Annotated in this window: 16 protein-coding genes; 5 read left to right on the forward strand and 11 right to left on the reverse strand. The window is 62.3% G+C overall.

Annotated features, from left to right (window positions below):
• Window positions 1-134: 134 nt before the first annotated feature.
• The 3 genes from pheT to ACIQH5_RS18435 form a co-directional block, all read right to left on the reverse strand.
• On the reverse strand, window positions 135-2,678 hold the full coding sequence (gene pheT / locus ACIQH5_RS18425) for a phenylalanine--tRNA ligase subunit beta (RefSeq protein WP_400406178.1): 2,544 nt from the start codon (window positions 2,676-2,678) through the stop codon (window positions 135-137).
• 2 nt (window positions 2,679-2,680) lie between these two features.
• A complete protein-coding gene (pheS, locus tag ACIQH5_RS18430) occupies window positions 2,681-3,742 on the reverse strand; it encodes a phenylalanine--tRNA ligase subunit alpha (RefSeq protein ID WP_062067709.1) in 1,062 nt (353 codons plus the stop codon).
• Window positions 3,743-3,945: 203 nt separating this feature from the next.
• Window positions 3,946-4,911 carry an LppM family (lipo)protein gene (locus ACIQH5_RS18435; RefSeq protein ID WP_400406182.1) on the reverse strand — a complete coding sequence of 322 codons (966 nt, stop codon included), beginning with the start codon at window positions 4,909-4,911 and terminating at the stop codon, window positions 3,946-3,948.
• Between the two features lie 101 nt (window positions 4,912-5,012).
• Between ACIQH5_RS18435 and ACIQH5_RS18440 the strand changes: the two genes are divergently transcribed.
• Window positions 5,013-5,465 carry a hypothetical protein gene (locus ACIQH5_RS18440; RefSeq protein WP_400406185.1) on the forward strand — a complete coding sequence of 151 codons (453 nt, stop codon included), beginning with the start codon at window positions 5,013-5,015 and terminating at the stop codon, window positions 5,463-5,465.
• Window positions 5,462-6,091, forward strand: a complete 630-nt coding sequence (locus tag ACIQH5_RS18445; protein WP_400406188.1) for an SIMPL domain-containing protein — start codon at window positions 5,462-5,464, stop codon at window positions 6,089-6,091. Before ACIQH5_RS18440 ends, ACIQH5_RS18445 begins: the two co-directional genes overlap by 4 nt.
• Here ACIQH5_RS18445 and pcp read toward each other — a convergent pair.
• Window positions 6,088-6,729, reverse strand: coding sequence for a pyroglutamyl-peptidase I (gene pcp, locus ACIQH5_RS18450; protein WP_400406191.1), 642 nt, complete (start codon window positions 6,727-6,729; stop codon window positions 6,088-6,090). The two genes, ACIQH5_RS18445 and pcp, sit on opposite strands and share 4 nt — an antisense overlap.
• Before the next feature lie 90 nt (window positions 6,730-6,819).
• Here pcp and ACIQH5_RS18455 point away from each other — a divergent pair, with 90 nt between their 5' ends.
• Window positions 6,820-7,911 carry an Rv2578c family radical SAM protein gene (locus tag ACIQH5_RS18455; protein ID WP_400406194.1) on the forward strand — a complete coding sequence of 364 codons (1,092 nt, stop codon included), beginning with the start codon at window positions 6,820-6,822 and terminating at the stop codon, window positions 7,909-7,911.
• Window positions 7,912-7,921: 10 nt separating this feature from the next.
• Here the strand turns inward: ACIQH5_RS18455 and ACIQH5_RS18460 are convergent, their stop codons facing one another.
• Window positions 7,922-8,356: a (deoxy)nucleoside triphosphate pyrophosphohydrolase gene (locus tag ACIQH5_RS18460; protein ID WP_400406197.1), complete on the reverse strand. Its 435-nt coding sequence runs from the start codon at window positions 8,354-8,356 to the stop codon at window positions 7,922-7,924.
• Window positions 8,357-8,490: 134 nt separating this feature from the next.
• Here ACIQH5_RS18460 and ACIQH5_RS18465 point away from each other — a divergent pair, with 134 nt between their 5' ends.
• Window positions 8,491-9,699 carry an MFS transporter gene (locus tag ACIQH5_RS18465; RefSeq protein ID WP_400406200.1) on the forward strand — a complete coding sequence of 403 codons (1,209 nt, stop codon included), beginning with the start codon at window positions 8,491-8,493 and terminating at the stop codon, window positions 9,697-9,699.
• 142 nt (window positions 9,700-9,841) lie between these two features.
• On the opposite strand, the gene ACIQH5_RS18470 is transcribed toward ACIQH5_RS18465, so the two are convergent.
• From ACIQH5_RS18470 to infC, 5 genes are all read right to left on the reverse strand, one after another.
• Complete coding sequence (locus ACIQH5_RS18470; RefSeq protein ID WP_400406203.1) at window positions 9,842-10,768, reverse strand: cation diffusion facilitator family transporter; 927 nt, start codon at window positions 10,766-10,768, stop codon at window positions 9,842-9,844.
• A 100-nt stretch (window positions 10,769-10,868) separates the two neighbouring features.
• Window positions 10,869-11,780 (reverse strand): TrmH family RNA methyltransferase, encoded by a 912-nt coding sequence (locus ACIQH5_RS18475; protein ID WP_400406206.1) that lies wholly within the window; start codon window positions 11,778-11,780, stop codon window positions 10,869-10,871.
• A gap of 26 nt (window positions 11,781-11,806) precedes the next feature.
• Window positions 11,807-12,493 carry a 50S ribosomal protein L20 gene (rplT, locus tag ACIQH5_RS18480; protein WP_400406209.1) on the reverse strand — a complete coding sequence of 229 codons (687 nt, stop codon included), beginning with the start codon at window positions 12,491-12,493 and terminating at the stop codon, window positions 11,807-11,809.
• A 119-nt stretch (window positions 12,494-12,612) separates the two neighbouring features.
• Window positions 12,613-12,807: a 50S ribosomal protein L35 gene (gene rpmI / locus ACIQH5_RS18485; protein WP_011774324.1), complete on the reverse strand. Its 195-nt coding sequence runs from the start codon at window positions 12,805-12,807 to the stop codon at window positions 12,613-12,615.
• Between the two features lie 117 nt (window positions 12,808-12,924).
• On the reverse strand, window positions 12,925-13,980 hold the full coding sequence (infC, locus tag ACIQH5_RS18490) for a translation initiation factor IF-3 (protein WP_400406212.1): 1,056 nt from the start codon (window positions 13,978-13,980) through the stop codon (window positions 12,925-12,927).
• A 393-nt stretch (window positions 13,981-14,373) separates the two neighbouring features.
• Here infC and ACIQH5_RS18495 point away from each other — a divergent pair, with 393 nt between their 5' ends.
• A complete protein-coding gene (locus tag ACIQH5_RS18495; RefSeq protein ID WP_105692384.1) occupies window positions 14,374-14,772 on the forward strand; it encodes a DUF1844 domain-containing protein in 399 nt (132 codons plus the stop codon).
• A gap of 76 nt (window positions 14,773-14,848) precedes the next feature.
• Here ACIQH5_RS18495 and ACIQH5_RS18500 read toward each other — a convergent pair whose 3' ends face one another.
• A complete protein-coding gene (locus tag ACIQH5_RS18500; RefSeq protein WP_400406216.1) occupies window positions 14,849-16,153 on the reverse strand; it encodes an MFS transporter in 1,305 nt (434 codons plus the stop codon).
• Between the last annotated feature and the right edge of the window lie 48 nt (window positions 16,154-16,201).

A 16,201-nucleotide genomic window follows, 5' to 3' on the forward strand; every position in this document is an offset into this window, starting at 1 on the left:
ACACATGTTTCACATGCGCATGACAGAACTGTCATACATATGTGAATAGTCTGTCAAGATGCTGGGAGCTCAATCTCAATAAAAGAAAATCCCCGGAACCAGATGGTTCCGGGGATGATCAATCGCGAGCAGTATCAGCGCTGGACAGCTCCGAAGCGCTCGGCTGCAACAGCAACAGCTGCGGCACGGGCTTCAGAAGCCTCATCCGCGGTCAACGTGCGGTCGTCAGCACGGAAGCGGAGGCCGAAAGCCAGTGACTTCTTACCTTCGTCGATCCCGGGACCCGCGTAGACATCGAACAGCGCGACGTCTTCGAGGAGCTCGCCCGCACCTTCACGCAGCGCTGCCAGAACCTGGTCCGCCGGCACGTCCTGCGGGACAACCAAGGCAACGTCCTGCGTCGCAACGGGGAATCCGGAGATGTGCTTGGCCACGATCACGTCAGCAGCAGCTTCGAACAACGCTTCCACATTGACCTCAAGCGCCACGGAGCGGGCCGGCATGTCGTGCGCAGCCAGCAACTTCGGGTGGAGCTCGCCGGCGTAGCCCACTACGTCGCCGTTGCGCAGCGCGAGCTGAGCTGCACGGCCAGGGTGGAACGCCTGGTGGCTTCCCTGGCTGACAACCAATTCCACGCCCAGAACATCGGCGATCAGGCGTGCCACGTCAACAGCGTCTGCCCAATCCCACGCCCGAGGCGTGTGCGTTGCAGCGGCCGGTGAATCATGTCCGGTCAGGACTGCGGCGATGTGCAGCGGCTGGTGAGGGACGCCGTCGTACAGTGCATCCAGTACCTCATCGGCAGGCTTGACGCCCAGCGGCGGGATGGAATCCGTGCCCAGCGTTTCGCCAGGGAGGAAGACTGAACCGGCCTCGTACACAGCCAAATCGCGGAAACCGCGTGAGTGATTGCGACGGGCAACCTCGATCAGACCCGGCAGGATGGAAGTCCGGAGGAATCCCTGTTCCTCGCTGATCGGATTCGCCAGCTTCAACGCAGGACGTGCTTCGCCTTCAGCGGCCACGCCGAAGGTGTCGTTGGCTGCCTTGGAGACGAACGGGTAGGACAGCACCTCGATAAGACCTGCATCAGCCAAGGCCTGTACAACACGGCGCTTCTGCTGCTGGCTGCGGCTGAGGCCCCGGCCCGGAGGCGCCACCGGAAGTGTCGAGGGGATGTTGTCGTAGCCCACCAGCCGCGCGATTTCCTCGGAGAGGTCTTCCTTGGTTTCGAGGTCATTGCGCCAGCTCGGAGCGGTCACAACGTAACCCGACGACGTCTTCTCCACAGTTGCACCTAGGTCCACCAGGGACGTGGTGATCTGCTCTTCGGTGAAATCGATGCCGATCCGGGCGGCGGCGAACTCGGCGGGCAGTTCAATGGTGACAGCCTCAGGGGCGGTTCCGACGTCGGTCCCGGCCTCGTCTGCCGTACCCCCGGCAAGTTCCACCAAGAGGTCAACGACGCGCTGCGCAGCGATGTTGGCAACGTGCCAATCAACCCCGCGCTCGAAGCGCTTGGACGCTTCGGACGGCAGCTTGTGCCGGCGACGGGACCGGGCGATGGAGACCTCATCGAAGTGCGCGGCTTCCACCAGGATGTTCGTGGTGGAATCGGACACCTCGGTGTGCGCACCGCCCATCACGCCTGCAATGCCAATGGCACCCGAGTCATCCGTGATCAGGAGATCTTCGATGTCAAGCGTGCGCTCTTTGTCATCGAGGGTGGTGATCTTCTCCCCTGCCACTGCACGGCGAACCACGATGTCGCCTGCAAGCTTATCGAGGTCATAGCAGTGATTCGGCTGACCAAGCTCCAGCATGACGTAGTTGGAGATATCTACCGGCAGCGAAATGGAGCGGACGCCGGCCAGGCGAAGGCGGGAGGACATCCACGGCGGAGTGGGACGGGAAGCATCCACGCCACGGACCGTGCGGGCCACGAAGCGGTCGCATCCGGGCTTGCCGTAGATAGGCGCGTCGTCGTTGAGCTTGACGCCGTAGCCGCCCTGCAGGGAAGCCGGCGCGTTGACCTTGGACGCGGGGTCCGTGAACGACGTTCCTGTAGCGTGGGCGTATTCGCGGGCCACACCGCGGATGGAGAAGGCATAACCGCGGTCCGGGGTGACGTTGATTTCGGCTGCTTGGTCGTACAGACCAAGCAGTTCCATCGCGTCTGAGCCGATTTCCGGGTCCAGTCCGATGCGCGAGAGCACCAGGATGCCGTCGTGGTCATCGCCGATACCCAACTCACGGACGGAAGCGATCATGCCCGCGGACAGGTGACCGTAGGTCTTGCGCGCCGAGATCTGGAAGTTTCCGGGCAGAACAGCGCCCGGCAGGGTGACAACAACCTTGTCGCCCTCAACAAAGTTGTGGGCACCGCAAATGATGCCCTGCACGCCGGAAGGATCAATGCCCTCGCCGGTGAGGGTCTGCTCCTGGCCCTCAGGAACCACGCGGACCTGGCACCAGTTGATGGTCTTGCCATTGGTCTGCGGCTCCTTGACCAGGCTCAGAACCTGGCCAACCACAACGGGACCCCTCAGCTCATCCGTGGGACGGTGGACTTCTTCTTCTTCAAAACCAACCTTGACCAGATCAGCCATGACGTCTTCGGCCGTTGCATCGGCCGGAACCTGCGCGAATTCACGCAGCCAGGAAAGTGGGATACGCACTGTTAGATCTCCATCCCGAAGTGCTCGCTGAAACGTACGTCGCCTTCGATCATGTCGCGCATATCGCCGACCTCGTTGCGGAACATGAGCGTGCGCTCAATGCCCATACCGAAGGCAAAACCTGAATAGATGTCCGGATCGATGCCGGCTGCCCGGAGGACGTTGGGGTTGACCATGCCGCAGCCGCCCCACTCGATCCACCGCGGACCGCCCTTGGCACCCGGGTGCCAAATGTCGAGCTCCGCGGACGGCTCGGTGAACGGGAAGTAGTTGGGCCGCAGGCGGATGGAGGCTTCGTCGCCGAACATCTGGCGGGCGAAGTGCTCCAGCGTGCCACGGAGGTCCGCCATGCTGAGGTTCTTGTCGATCGCCAGCCCTTCGAACTGGTGGAAGACAGGCGTGTGCGTGGCATCGAGTTCATCGGTGCGGAACACCTTGCCCGGGCACAAAACGTAGATGGGCACTTCGCGTTCCAGCATGGAACGAACCTGCACCGGCGAGGTGTGCGTGCGCATCAGCAAGTGGGCTTCGGGCGGCTCCACGAAGAACGTATCCTGCATTTCGCGCGCCGGGTGGTCCGGCTTGAAGTTCAGGGCATCAAAGTTGAACCACTCGGACTCCACTTCGGGGCCTTCGGCGATTTCCCAACCCATGCCAACAAAGATGTCCGAGACGCGGTCCTGCAGCGTGGACAGAGGGTGCCGTGCACCGGCACGCCGACGACGCGGACCCGCCGTGACATCCACGGTTTCCTCCACCAGAATGCGGGCGTCGTTCTCGGCTTCGAGAACCTGGGTCCGGGCTGCGAGCGCCTGGTTGACCCGGCCACGGGATGAACCCATGAGCTTGCCGGCGGCAGCCTTGTGTTCCTTGGCGAGGCCACCGATTTCACGGTTGGCCAAGCTCAGCGGCGACTTCTCACCGGTGTGGGCGAGGCGGACAGCCTTGAGTTCTTCAAGGGAGGACGCAGCCGCAATAGCAGCAATGGCGTCCTCGACGGCGGCGGTGATGGCGGCTTCATCCAGCGGATTCGGGATGGCAGCGCCTGGCAAAGTGTCAGTCATCTACTGTTCTTAGCTACGAGTAGGGAACGGCCCGGCAAGGCAGGCCTGCAAAACGAAAGGGTAGTGCTCACCGCGGACGGCAGGCACTACCCTTCAGTCTAGTTGAACCTCACAGTCGGGATTTAACCGCCGTGTATTTGTACAGCCCATGACCCGGCGGGAACCACTGAGGGGTAGTAGCTGTCGCAGAAATCCGGCAGCGCCTAGGCGCCGGAAGCGGGAGGTGCCGACGGCGGCGGAGGTACCGGGCCGTCGTCGTGCCTTTGGACTGGCGGTTGGGTGGGCTGCTGAGCCGGCGCACCCGGCGTGTAACCTTGCCCTGCCCAGTCTTGCTGGGGGCGCTGGGCCGGCGGTTGGGGCTGGGACTGATAGCCCTCCTGGCCCGGCTGGGTTATATGCCCCGGCTGGACCGGGTTGTCCTGCTGTGCTTGATAACCCGGCTGGGCTGCATAACCCGGCTGTCCATACGGAGCTGCACCGGCGAGCGCCGGCTGCTGCTGGGCCGACCTCTTGCGCAACAGGACGAACAGCAGGACCAGCGCGGCGGCAATGACGAGGACTGCCACGAGGATCCAAATGATCCACATGGGAATTCCGGCGTTGGCCTCGGCCTTGGCTTGGACCACCGTGTCCTTGACGGACAACATGTCGAAAGTGGCTTTGTTACCGTCCACGGTGGCGCCGTTGGCTTCCACTACCTTGCCGGGGAAAGTGAACGTGACGGAGGCTTCGTCGAACATGGACTTCGCCATGGCAGATGATGAGGCGTCGCCGCTTTCACCGCCGGTCACTCCACCCATGGAGATGACGTAGAAGTCCCCATCCCTTTTCAGTTCGAAGGGGCTCTCGGAGCTGGAGGACTCCGCCAGCTTGGCTGGGTCCAGGTTGGCAGCGGTGATCCGCTTGCCTTTGTACTTCTCGTCCTCGTAATCCACCACTGTGGCACCGTCCGGGATGTCCATCCCCTGGCTTCCGGTACCGTTCGACTCCATGAATTCGTCGAAGGACTTGTCTCCCAGCACGGATTTTTGGATTGCGTAGACCACCTCGTAGTCCACGCTCTTTTCATTGTTCACCTTCACGGACATGTTGAGCTTGACGCAACCTGTCAAAGCCAGCATGAGTGCGAGCAGTACACCGACGACGCCCAAGGCGCGTTTCGCGTTCATTTTCCTTCTTCCCCCAATGTGAGTGCGGCACCGACGGGTGCCCGATCAGCGTATCCCCGCCACCCGTGCCGCGCCATACGCCACGGGGCTAGCATTGCTTCATGACTCCCGCGCAACGCTTACGGCAGATCGCAAACGTCCTCAACCTGTCCACGCCGCTGGGGTTGGTGGCGGCAGCCGCATCGGGGTGCGCGATCGCCCACGGCCCCCGCGGGCTTCTGATTGCGTCCGGCTACCACTGGACACTCCCCCACGCCGGCGCCTTCACCCTGGGAAACGTCATCCTGTACCGGGCGCCGCAGGGCGTGGCCGGCACGAACACAGTGCTTTTGGGGCATGAGGAGCGGCACAGTACCCAGTACGCGTACTGCCTCGGCCTTCCCTTTCTTGCCCTCTACGGCATCGCCGCCGGTTGGTCCATGCTTCGAAGCGGGAATCCGGCGTCGAGGAATTTCTTTGAACGGCAGGCCGGCTTGGTGGCCGGCGGCTACGTTGACACTCACCACCGCCGGCAGGGCAGCCCTGCGGACCAGCGAATTGAGGCCTCTTCATGAATCGAACCATCACTGTTACCGGGACCGCCAGCGCAAAGGCTGTTCCGGACCTGGTGACGTTAACTCTCGGGGTGGAAACGCGCCGAGGGACAGCCGCCGAGGCCTATGACGACGCCGGCAAAGCGGCCAACGCTGTTGCAACCAGTTTGCGGGATGCCGGCGTTTCCGCCGTAGATCTGCGAACGAGCGGGTTGAACCTTCGCGCCGATCTGGTCTGGGTGGAGGGGCAAGGTCAGAAAGTGACAGCCTATGTGGCGTCCACCAATCTGCAGGTGGGTATCAGTTCCCAGGCGGACGCTCCGGCTGCGATTGCTGCGGCAGTGGCAGCCGGCGGAGACGACATCCGGATTAACGGGATCGAACAGGGCTTTGCTGACTCTTCCTCCGTCACCGCCCAGGCGCAGGAGGCTGCGTGGCAGGATGCTGTGGCACGAGCCGAACAGTACGCTGCGCTGGCTTCTTCCCGGCTTGGGCAGGTGGTCTCCATCTCCCAAGAGCCGCTGCACGGCGGTCCCATCCCCTTGGGCGGAATGGTGAGGGCGTCCTTCACCGCGGAGGCCATGCCCGTGGAAGCAGGAGAATCCTCAGTTTCAGCGAGCATCCGGGTTGAATGGGAGCTGGTTTAGCGGATAGCCCCGGCCGAAAATTTCACGTCGGCCTGCGTGTGCAGGGCAGTCCTGACAATATCTGCGATTCCTTCCGCCATGGTCTCCAGGGGCATGGACGGCGTTGCGGTGCCTTCCGGAAGCTGTTCCGGCAGATAGGGAAGGTGGACGAATCCGCCACGGATGCCGGGCTTGGATGCCAAGGAGTGCATCAGCGCATAGAAGATGTGATTGCACACGTAGGTGCCCGCAGATTGAGAGACTTCTCCCTTGATTCCCGCGATCTGGAGGTTCCGGAGCGCAGCCTTGATGGGCAAGCTGGAGAAGTACGCCGCAGGCCCGCCCGGGATGACCTCCTCATCGATGGGACGCTGGCCCTTGTTATCCGGTATTCGGGCGTCATCGCAATTGATGGCGACACGTTCCAGGGAGATCCGTCCACGACCTCCGGCCAAGCCGGTACAGACCACAATGTCCGGCTTAAGGCGGGTCATGGCATCGCTGAGAACTGTTGCCGACTCACCAAAAACGCACGGTAGCTCCACGGCTTCAACAGCAATGCCTTGCGCATTTAGCAACTCGCTCGCCCGACGGACTGCCAGCCACGAAGGATTCACAGTGTCCTCGCCAAACGGTTCGAAGCCAGTCAGCAGAATCATGGGCCAACCTTAGCAACGCCCGGCTCCTCAATCACCGGCCTTGTAAGGACGGCCTTGACATTTATTCGAACATACCTTCGAATGGAGTCCATGAGATGGGACGCACAAGCACTTTCACCAACGCGTGGACCGGCGTCAGAAACAAGTGGAATCAAGGCTCCGGGCCCTGCCCCGGCTTTGGATGCCTTGCTGCCGCTTGCCGGACTTGTGCGTTCCATCTCAACACCCGAATTCTCCGGAGTCACCTTCCATGAGGTCACCGCAAAGTCAGTGCTCAACAAGGTGCCTTCCGGTTCCGCCATGCCCTTTGAGTGGACCGTCAATCCGTATCGCGGATGCAGCCATGCCTGCGTGTACTGCTTTGCCCGCAAGAGCCACACGTACCTGGAATTCGACGCCGGACGAGACTTCGACTCGCAAGTGGTGGTCAAGATCAACGCCGCAGAGGTTCTCCGCAAAGAGCTGGCCAAGCCATCATGGGAACGGCCCCAAGTTGCCCTCGGCACCAACACCGATCCCTATCAGCGCGCGGAGGGTCGCTACGCCCTCATGCCCGGAATCATCCGGGCCCTCGCCGATTCCGGAACCCCTTTCTCCATCTTGACCAAAGGCACACTGCTGGCCCGGGATATCCCCCTGCTCAAGCACGCCGCTACCCAGGTCCCTGTGGACCTTGGCATCTCGCTGGCCATGACCAATCAGGATCTTGCGGAGCTCATTGAACCTGGAACTCCATCCCCCAAGGCCCGGCTCAAGCTCATCGCACGGCTGCGTGATGCCGGATTAGGGTGCGGGGTCATGGCCATGCCCATCCTGCCGTGGCTCACGGACTCGGACGAAGCTCTCGATTCCCTCTTCACTGAACTGACCAAGGCGGGCGCCACAGGAGTCACCGCCGGCGCTTTGTACCTCAAGCCCGGAACACGCGAGTGGTACATGCAATGGCTGGCTGCACAGCACCCGGAACTGGTGGGCAAGTACCGGCGGCTCTATGGCCAAGGATCCTATGCTTCCAAGGAGTACCGCACCTGGCTCACCGGAAGGATCACCTTTTTCAAGGCGAAGTATGGCTTTACCGGGACGTCCGGATTCAGCCATCGGAATGCCCGCACCCTTACGGGCCCCACAGCGGCCCCTGCAGCCGCCTCCGCTCCCCTCCCGGGGCAGCAGCCGCTCTTCTAAGTTTCCGTTGTCACGCTGGAGCGGCAACCCGATCCAGTAGTGCCCGGACTATCGGCAGGTCCGCCGGGATCCACCGAAGGCCTAAAACCTGGTCGTGGTCAGCCAACGACACCCAGCGCAGTTCGTCGTGATCTTCAAGGGGCCGCGGCTCCCCCGCGGTCAGTTCGGCAAACCATACCCGCATGGACGCGCGCTCATTGAGCGTCCACCCGGCGGCGTTGCCGGACTCAAGCTCCGGCCCCAGGTCCACGTGAACTCCCAGTTCTTCGGCGAGTTCACGGTGCAGGGCGGCCTCCGCAGTTTCTCCCGTTTCCACCTTGCCGCCCGGAAATTCCCACATCCCCGCAAATTGGGGTGGTGCTGTGCGGCGAGCGGCCAGCAGGCGGGTAGGAGCTTCCAGGGAGTCGACGACGGCGGCGCCCACGACGTTAATCAGTGCAGTCACCGCAACAGTCTATGGGGGTCCGGGCAATGGGCATCGTCACAAACCGGCGTCAAGTCGCCGGCGCGGGACTAAGCTTGTTATCGGATTTTCTCCGCACTTCCCCGGCCCACAAGGCACCTTCAAGAAGCAGGCTTATGACTACCACCGTGTCCCCTTCCGCCACCGCCAAAGCAGCCAAGAAGCACCTTGGCCTGGCCATACTGGCGTTGGCCATGGGCGGGTTCGCCATCGGCACCACCGAGTTCGCCATGATGGGCCTGCTGAAGGAAATCGAAGAAGGGCTGGGCATCAGCACTCCCGAGGCCGGGAACCTTATCTCCGCATATGCCCTGGGTGTTGTTATCGGAGCCCCGGTCTTCGCCGCTTTCGGGGCAAAGCTGCCAAGGAAACACCTGGCCCTGGGCCTCATGCTGTTCCTGAGCCTGGCAAACCTGACATCCTTCATCGCCCCCGACTACGGCTTCATGCTGCTCTCCCGCTTTGCTTCAGGCCTGCCACACGGGGCCTTCTTCGGAGTGGCAGCCGTCATAGCGGCCGGCCTCGTGGCCCCCACCAAAAGGGGGTGGGCAATCTCCATGGTGATGGCGGGCCTGACCGTTTCCAACGTCATCGGCGTCCCGGCAGCCACGTGGGTGGGCCAGACCTTCGGGTGGCGCCTCCTCTTCGTCATCGTGGGAGCCATCGGCTTACTCACCGTTGCCATGGTGTGGAAGTTCGTTCCCTTCGAAGCAGCCCACCCCGAGGCGAGTATCCGGCGCGAACTCGGTGCCCTCAAGCGGCTCCAGGTGTGGCTGGCGCTTCTGATCGGCATCATTGGATTCGGTGGCTTCTTCGCCGTCTACACCTACATCGCCCACACCATGACCTCTGTAGCCGGCATACCGGAAAACCTGATCCCCGCCGTGGTGGCCCTCTACGGACTGGGAATGGTGGTTGGCAACATCTTCGGTGGACGCCTTGCTGATAAGTCCGTGATGGGCACCATCTACTGGGTCATGCCCGGAATCGCGGTAGCCCTGGTGGTCTACGCAATTGCCGCGCACTGGGCGTGGGCTGCTTTCATCATGGCGTTCGTGGTGGGCGGTGTGGGCTCCATGTTGACCCCTGCACTGCAGACCCGGCTCCTGGACGCTGCACCGGGCGCTGCCTCGCTGGCATCCTCGCTGAATCACTCAGCCCTCAACATCGCCAACGCGCTCGGAGCCTTCCTCGGCGGCACCGTGATTGCCTGGGGTTGGGGCTATGTGGCTCCTGCCTTGGTAGGCGCGGTGCTGGCTATTCTGGGCCTCGGAGTAGCTTTGCTCAGCGGCCTGCTGGAACGCAAAAAGCCGCTGGCCACCTGATCACCGCTGGCATCACGAAACAGCTGCGCCGCAGGCCGCTGTATCGCTGATCAGCCAGCGGTGAGAGTGACAGCTGGAACAAAAGATGGACTCCGCCGCAGCGGAGCCCATCTTTTTTCGTCAGATTTACTTGCCCAAGAACCTAAAGCTGCGGTGCCTGAACGCGCTCGATGTCTGGTTCGAGGTAGATGACCCGCGCAATGGGGACGGCCGCCCGGATACGCTGCTCGGCGTCGTCGATCCCCCTGGCGATCTCCTCGCCCGTCTGGGAGGCTCCCATGGAGATTTTTGCGGCCACCAGCAATTCCTCCGGTCCCAAGTGCAGGGTCTTGAGGTGGATGATGCGCGTTCCGTCAGCTTCCAGGGCGGCTGTAATGCGCTGGACGTCTTCCTTCGTGGCAGACTCCCCTAGAAGCAAAGACTTGGTTTCTAGAGCCAGGATCACAGCAATGGCCACCAGGAGGAAGCCGATCATGGCGGTACCCATGGCATCCCAGACACCGTTGCCTGTCACCAATGTCATGCTGACGCCGAAGAGAGCGAAGAGCAGGCCAATCAAAGCGCCGAAGTCTTCCAGGAGGATAACCGGCAGTTCCGGCTGCTTGGCGTTGCGGACAAACTTGACCCATGACTGCTTGCCGCGGGTGTGGTTCGACTCGATGATCGCCGTGCGGAACGAGAACGACTCAGCAATGATGGCACCCACCAGGACCGCGAGAGGGACCCACCAGAAGGCGCCCTCTATACCGTGCGGGTGCTGGAATTTTTCCCAGGCCTCATACAAGGCGAACAGGCCACCAACACTGAACAGCACGATGGAAACGATGAACGCGTAGATGTAACGCTCGCGGCCATAGCCGAAGGGGTGCTCCGGGCTCGCGGCCTTCTTGGCGCGCTTACCACCCACGAGCAACAGGATCTGGTTGCCGGAGTCAGCCACCGAGTGGATGGCCTCGGCGAGCATGGACGATGACGCCGTCAGGAAGAAGGCAACAAACTTCAATACAGCGATGGTCAAGTTGGCAGCAAGGGCCGCCACAATCGCTTTGGTACCGCCACCTGCAGCCACGAAAGCTTCACCTCTTCGGGTTTGGGAAAGACTGGAATTTACCAAGAAGAGTCGTCATCGGCTGATCTTGCAAGCAATACCGTACCCGCGGACGTGCTGTTTACGCATTCCCCACTCTGGCGCCCTGCTGGGAACGCGCACTGGCGTAGAGGCACACAGTAGCTGCGGTGCCCAGGTTCAGGCTCTCGGCTGCCCCGTAGACAGGCACGGCCACCCTGTGGTCAGCCAACGCAAGCTCAGCTTCAGACAACCCCTGCGCCTCATTGCCGAACAGCCACGCCGTAGGAGACTCCAGGGCATAGTCCGAGGTCACTGACTCATTCCCCAGTCGACGCGCAGCGTTCTCATCCTGCAGTGTGTCCAGGTTGACGGTCCCATAACCGTCCGCAGCAAGGATGCCGATGCCGCGCTCCCGACAGTACCCAACAAGCTCCTCAACATCGGCACCAAGCACAACCGGCAGGTGGAAGAGGGAACCGGCCGTGGAACGGACAGCTTTAGGGTTGTAGATGTCCACGCTTGAGCCGGTGAGGACAACCGCATCAGCGCCTGCGGCGTCCGCCGCGCGCAGTACCGTCCCGGCATTACCGGGGTCGCGCACCTGGCACATGACCGCTATCAGGCGGGGACTGGAGTCCAACACCGAATCCAGGCTGACGTCCACGAAGCTACACACGGCCACGATCCCCTGCGGATTCACGGTGTCGGCCATGGCGGCAAGGACTTCGTCACTGGCTAGCCGGAGCAACGTTGCCTGCGCGAGGTCGGCAAGCTCAGGAAGACGCTCCAGGCACGCTTCGCTGGCAAAAACTTCATGTACGACGGCGGGACCTCCCGCCGCCATGCGCTCACGGTGCAGGGTCAACGCCTCACGGACCGCTTGCGGGCCCTCTGCAAGAAAGCGTCCGCGCTTTAAACGGGCCGGGCGCCCGGCAAGCTTGGCGACGTCCCTCACCCGATCAGCTCGGGGGTTGGTCATCGGAAAGTCTTGCGGGCGCCCGGTTTCGTTCATATAAAGAACTTTAGTGGCAGTTGCGACTAGTTCTTGATCTGCTGGCGGGCTTCGCCACCTGCAGGCTCAAAGCCGGCAGCCTTTGCAGCCTCAACGGTGGAGAACCAGTACTCAGCAGCAGTGGTGTTGTACCAGGTGGAACCCGGAACGTGGTACTTCTTGGACTCAGCGTTGCCCTTGATGGCGTAGCCTTCCGGAGCTTCGTCGCCATCAGCAGCAACTGCGCCGTCGATAGCCGGCTTGTCGGAAACTGCAGCCTTGACAGCCGTTGCGGTGGCAGCGGCCGGAGCAACCTTGGCAGCCTTGGGAGCGGCAGCCTTGGGAGCTGCAGCAGCCGCAGCCGGAGCGGAGGTGTCAGCCGGAAGTGCGGCCTTGGCGATGTTCACCAGAGCGGCGAAAGCGTTGGCGTCGGAAACGGCCAGCTCGGCCAGCATGCGGCGGTCAACCTCAACCTCAGCGGCCTTGAGGCCCTGGATCAGACGGTTGTAGGTGAGGCCGTTGGCGCGGGATGCAGCGTTGATACGCTGGATCCAGAGGCGACGGAAGTCGCCCTTCTTCTTGCGACGGTCACCGTAGCTGTACACAAACGAGTGCAGCAGCTGCTCTTTGGCCTTGCGGTACAGGCGCGAACGCTGTCCGCGGTAACCCTTTGCGCGTTCAAGGACAACCCGGCGCTTCTTGTGGGCGTTTACCGCCCGCTTCACACGTGCCACGTGCGTACTCCTTCAGAAATCTTTATCCCAAGCTGCTACTGCCGGAAACCCGGCCGGCCTGAGAAGGCTTTTGGTGTAGTCGGTCCCTGCCGGATGGCAGTAACCAAAGAACTTGGAACTTAGACGCCGAGCATCTTCTTGATGACCTTGGCATCGCCCTTGAAGACGAGCTTGTCGCCGGCGAGGCGGCGGGTCAGCCTGGAGGACTTGTGCTCCAGGTAGTGACGGCGGTTGGCCTGCTGACGCTTCAGCTTGCCGGTACCGGTCAGCTTGAAGCGCTTCTTAGCACCGCTGTGGGTCTTCATCTTCGGCATGGGAACCGATCTCCTTACGTATCCACGGACGAGTCCGCGATTCTTTCGCGCAGCCGGCCTACAAGGGCCGGCATGCTGGTTGCTTGCCGATGGAAGCGGGGCCTCCGCGGCGTTGAACTAGTTGGTCTTGCGTGATGCAGGCTTCGGTGCAGCCTTGGGGGCCGCAGGCCGAGCTGCCGGCTTGGGAGCTGCCGGCTTGGCGACGGGCTTCGGAGCCGAAGGAACTGCAGGCTTCGGGGCTGCTGCCGGTACAGCTGGTTTCGGAGCTGCCTCTGCGGGTGCTGCTTTGGCGGCCGGTGCAGCCTTCGCCGGAGCGGGTGCTGCCTTGGCGGCCGGTGCAGCCTTCGCCGGAGCCGGTGCTGCCTTGGCAACAGGAGCTGCGACCACGGGGGCTTCCTCAACAACGGGAGCTTCTTCCACAACCGGAGCTGCCTCAGCAACCGGAGCCTCTTCAGCAACGGGTGCGGATTCCTCAGCAACCGGAGCTTCCTCAGCAACCGGTGCCTGAGCCTCGGGGGCTTCAGCAGTTTCCTGCTTGGTCTCCTCTTCAGTGACCTTGAAACCCTCGGGAAGAAGGTCAGCAAGGCTCTGAGTCAACGGAGCCTGCTCGCCCGTGGTGTCAACGCGTCCGGATGCCTTGGCCTCGTTCTGTGCCTTGGCTTCAGCACGCTGCGTAGCGCGGCGGGCTTCGGCCTTGGCTTCAGCCTTGTTCTTCAGCGGGCCGATCACCATGACCATGTTGCGGCCATCGATGCGCGGGCTGGACTCGATGATGCCAACCTCGGCAACGTCTTCAGCGAAACGCTGCAGCAAGCGGATGCCCATCTCGGGACGCTGCTGCTCGCGGCCACGGAACTGGATCATGGCCTTGACTTTGTCGCCGGCGCCCAGGAATCGAAGTGCGTGTCCGCGCTTGGTTTCGTAGTCGTGCTTGTCGATCTTAAGGCGGAAGCGGATTTCCTTAAGAACCGTGTTTGTCTGGTTCTTGCGGGCCTCGCGGGCCTTCACTGCGGCTTCATACTTGTACTTACCGAAGTCCATCAACTTGCAAACAGGAGGCTTAGCCTGCGGGGCAACTTCAACGAGATCGAGATCGGACTCGGCAGCAAGACGCAGGGCGTCCTCGATGCGGACAATTCCTACCTGTTCGCCGGCAGGACCGACCAACCGCACCTCGGGGACGCGGATACGCTCATTGATTCTTGGCTCGCTAATGTTAAAGCTCCTGTGGTTGTGGTGATGTCACCGGCAAATAGAGAAGGCCCCCAATTGCTGGTGCAATCGAAGGCCTCGAAGATCGGCTGCACTTCCATCAAGGAAGCACGCACTTCCGGAAGCCATGCTTCCACAAGTGTCCGACCAGGTACCCGGCAACCTCTTGTCCCAAAAGGGATCCTGTCCCCTGAGGGAACGGCTGACGCGGGTGGGAGAGAACTCCGCTTGCAAACTGAAAGACAATTCTACAGAAACATCCCGCCAAGCGCACATTGCGGAAGGCGGGAACGTTGACTGCGGATATTAACCCTGAATAACGACTTCCAGTCGGTCTGTGACAAGCTTACCAGTATGAGCACTGAAGACAGCAATTCCCGCAACTCCTACAGCGAAAACGCCGCCCCTGCCGCCGATGCCGGTGTGTCCCAGCAGATCCGCGACATCGCTGAAGTACCGGCTGTGGAAGTCATTACCACCGGCGCCGTTCACCTCATGAGTGCGGCAGCCGTCAAAGTCGGCCTGGCCGATGACCCGAATGCCGAGGACCTCAAGGACTTGGACGAAGCCCGCAAGCTGATCACGGCCCTCGCCGGACTGGTGTCCGCAGCAGCCCCGGAGATCGGTTCCCAGCATGCCGGCCCGTTGCGCGATGGCCTGCGCTCCCTGCAGCTGGCTTTCCGCGAAGCTTCACTTATTCCTGACGCTCCGGGCAAGGGTCCGGGCGAAAAGTTCACCGGACCGGTGAACTAGCCCCAACTACGGTAAGAACCAACGACGGCGGGTCGACCACAGATGGTCGACCCGCCGTCGTCGTTAGGTGAGATTTTCAGACCCGCGCTGCCCGGCGGCGCAGGGACGTCAGGATAAGTCCGGCTGCGCAGAGCACGACGCCGGCGATTCCGATGGCAGCGAAACCACCGGAAGGACCCACGGTGTCGATGAAGACCCCGGCCAGAGGTGCGCCGAGTGCGACGCCAGCTGTCAGTGCGGAGCCGTACCAGCCCATGGCTTCACCCCGGCGCTCCTCCTCGACGAGGTCGGCTACCTTCTCGGAAGATGCAGACAGAACGGGGGCGCACAGCAGGCCCGGCAGGAGTGAGAGGAACGCCAGTGTCCAGGTGTCCTGGGCAAAGCCCATCGGGATGGTGAGTGCGGCCATGCCCAGCAGCAGGAGCATGGGCGAGATGGACCGCTTCATTGACCCGTAGATGAGGCCACCCACCACTGACGCTGCGCACCAGAAGAAGAACACGATGCCGATTTCATTCTCGTGCCCACCACGTTCCAAGAGCCCCACGATGCTGACATCGGAACCGCTCAGAACCATGCCGGATCCGGCGGCCACCGCAAAAAGAGCCGCAACAGAGACCGTGAACCACGTGAAGTTCCTGGCGACGCGACTCCGCAGAGCTGCTGTTCTGGACGTCGAAGACGCCATTTCCGACGCCGCTTCCTGGACATGGGCCGGTGCTGACGCCACCATGGCAGCCTCAGCAGCAGCGAGATCGGCCGCCGCCCGGTCCGCAGACTCCTGCGGGGTGCACACCACTTCGCTGCGGGTGGGCGGGTTGAACCACATCAGGAACAGCCCGGCCACAGAGACGGAAACGCCAACGGCCGTTAGTCCGATCGCCGAGAAACCGCTGGTGGCGACGATTGCCCCAACAGCGGGCCCAATCATGAAGACCAGCTCGGTAGCGATGGAGTCGAGGGCGAACGCCGAACGCCGCTGCTCGCCATCGACCATGACGCCCAGAGACTGGCGGACGACACTGAAGATCGGCAGCGTGAAAAGGCCGCCGACGAACACCAGCGGCAGCAGCCACTCATACGAAACGTGCGGGACTATGGACCAGATGACGGTCTCCGAGACAACTGAAGGGATCAGTGCCTTCCTCAGGCCCACCATGTCCACCCGGCGGCCACGCCAGGGGGCGCCCAGCGCAATGCCAATGGTCATGACGGCAGCTGCTGCGCCCGCGGCGGCGTATCCCTGGCCAAGGGTCAACACGATGTGCAAGGTGAGGAGCACGCCTGCCGCCGAGTGTGGAATACGGGCAATCATGCCCACTACGAGCAAACGCCGGACAGGGCGTATGGACAGCATCTCTTTGTAGAGAGCGAAGTTCACTGGCTAATTCCTCTTGTTCCCCAGGGCAGCCCCGGGAACCGGCACCGC

It is taken from the genome of Paenarthrobacter sp. NPDC091711 (assembly GCF_044756605.1).
Taxonomy (GTDB): domain Bacteria; phylum Actinomycetota; class Actinomycetes; order Actinomycetales; family Micrococcaceae; genus Arthrobacter.

What these genes read in the sequence shown, in the direction of transcription:
- pheS (WP_062067709.1), bottom strand. Translation starts at nt 3,742, where the DNA reads ATGACTGACACTTTGCCAGGCGCTGCCATCCCGAATCCGCTGGATGAA.
- ACIQH5_RS18435 (WP_400406182.1), bottom strand. Translation starts at nt 4,911, where the DNA reads ATGAACGCGAAACGCGCCTTGGGCGTCGTCGGTGTACTGCTCGCACTC.
- ACIQH5_RS18440 (WP_400406185.1), top strand. Translation starts at nt 5,013, where the DNA reads ATGACTCCCGCGCAACGCTTACGGCAGATCGCAAACGTCCTCAACCTG.
- ACIQH5_RS18445 (WP_400406188.1), top strand. Translation starts at nt 5,462, where the DNA reads ATGAATCGAACCATCACTGTTACCGGGACCGCCAGCGCAAAGGCTGTT.
- pcp (WP_400406191.1), bottom strand. Translation starts at nt 6,729, where the DNA reads ATGATTCTGCTGACTGGCTTCGAACCGTTTGGCGAGGACACTGTGAAT.
- ACIQH5_RS18455 (WP_400406194.1), top strand. Translation starts at nt 6,820, where the DNA reads ATGAGATGGGACGCACAAGCACTTTCACCAACGCGTGGACCGGCGTCA.
- ACIQH5_RS18465 (WP_400406200.1), top strand. Translation starts at nt 8,491, where the DNA reads ATGACTACCACCGTGTCCCCTTCCGCCACCGCCAAAGCAGCCAAGAAG.
- ACIQH5_RS18475 (WP_400406206.1), bottom strand. Translation starts at nt 11,780, where the DNA reads ATGAACGAAACCGGGCGCCCGCAAGACTTTCCGATGACCAACCCCCGA.
- rpmI (WP_011774324.1), bottom strand. Translation starts at nt 12,807, where the DNA reads ATGCCGAAGATGAAGACCCACAGCGGTGCTAAGAAGCGCTTCAAGCTG.
- ACIQH5_RS18495 (WP_105692384.1), top strand. Translation starts at nt 14,374, where the DNA reads ATGAGCACTGAAGACAGCAATTCCCGCAACTCCTACAGCGAAAACGCC.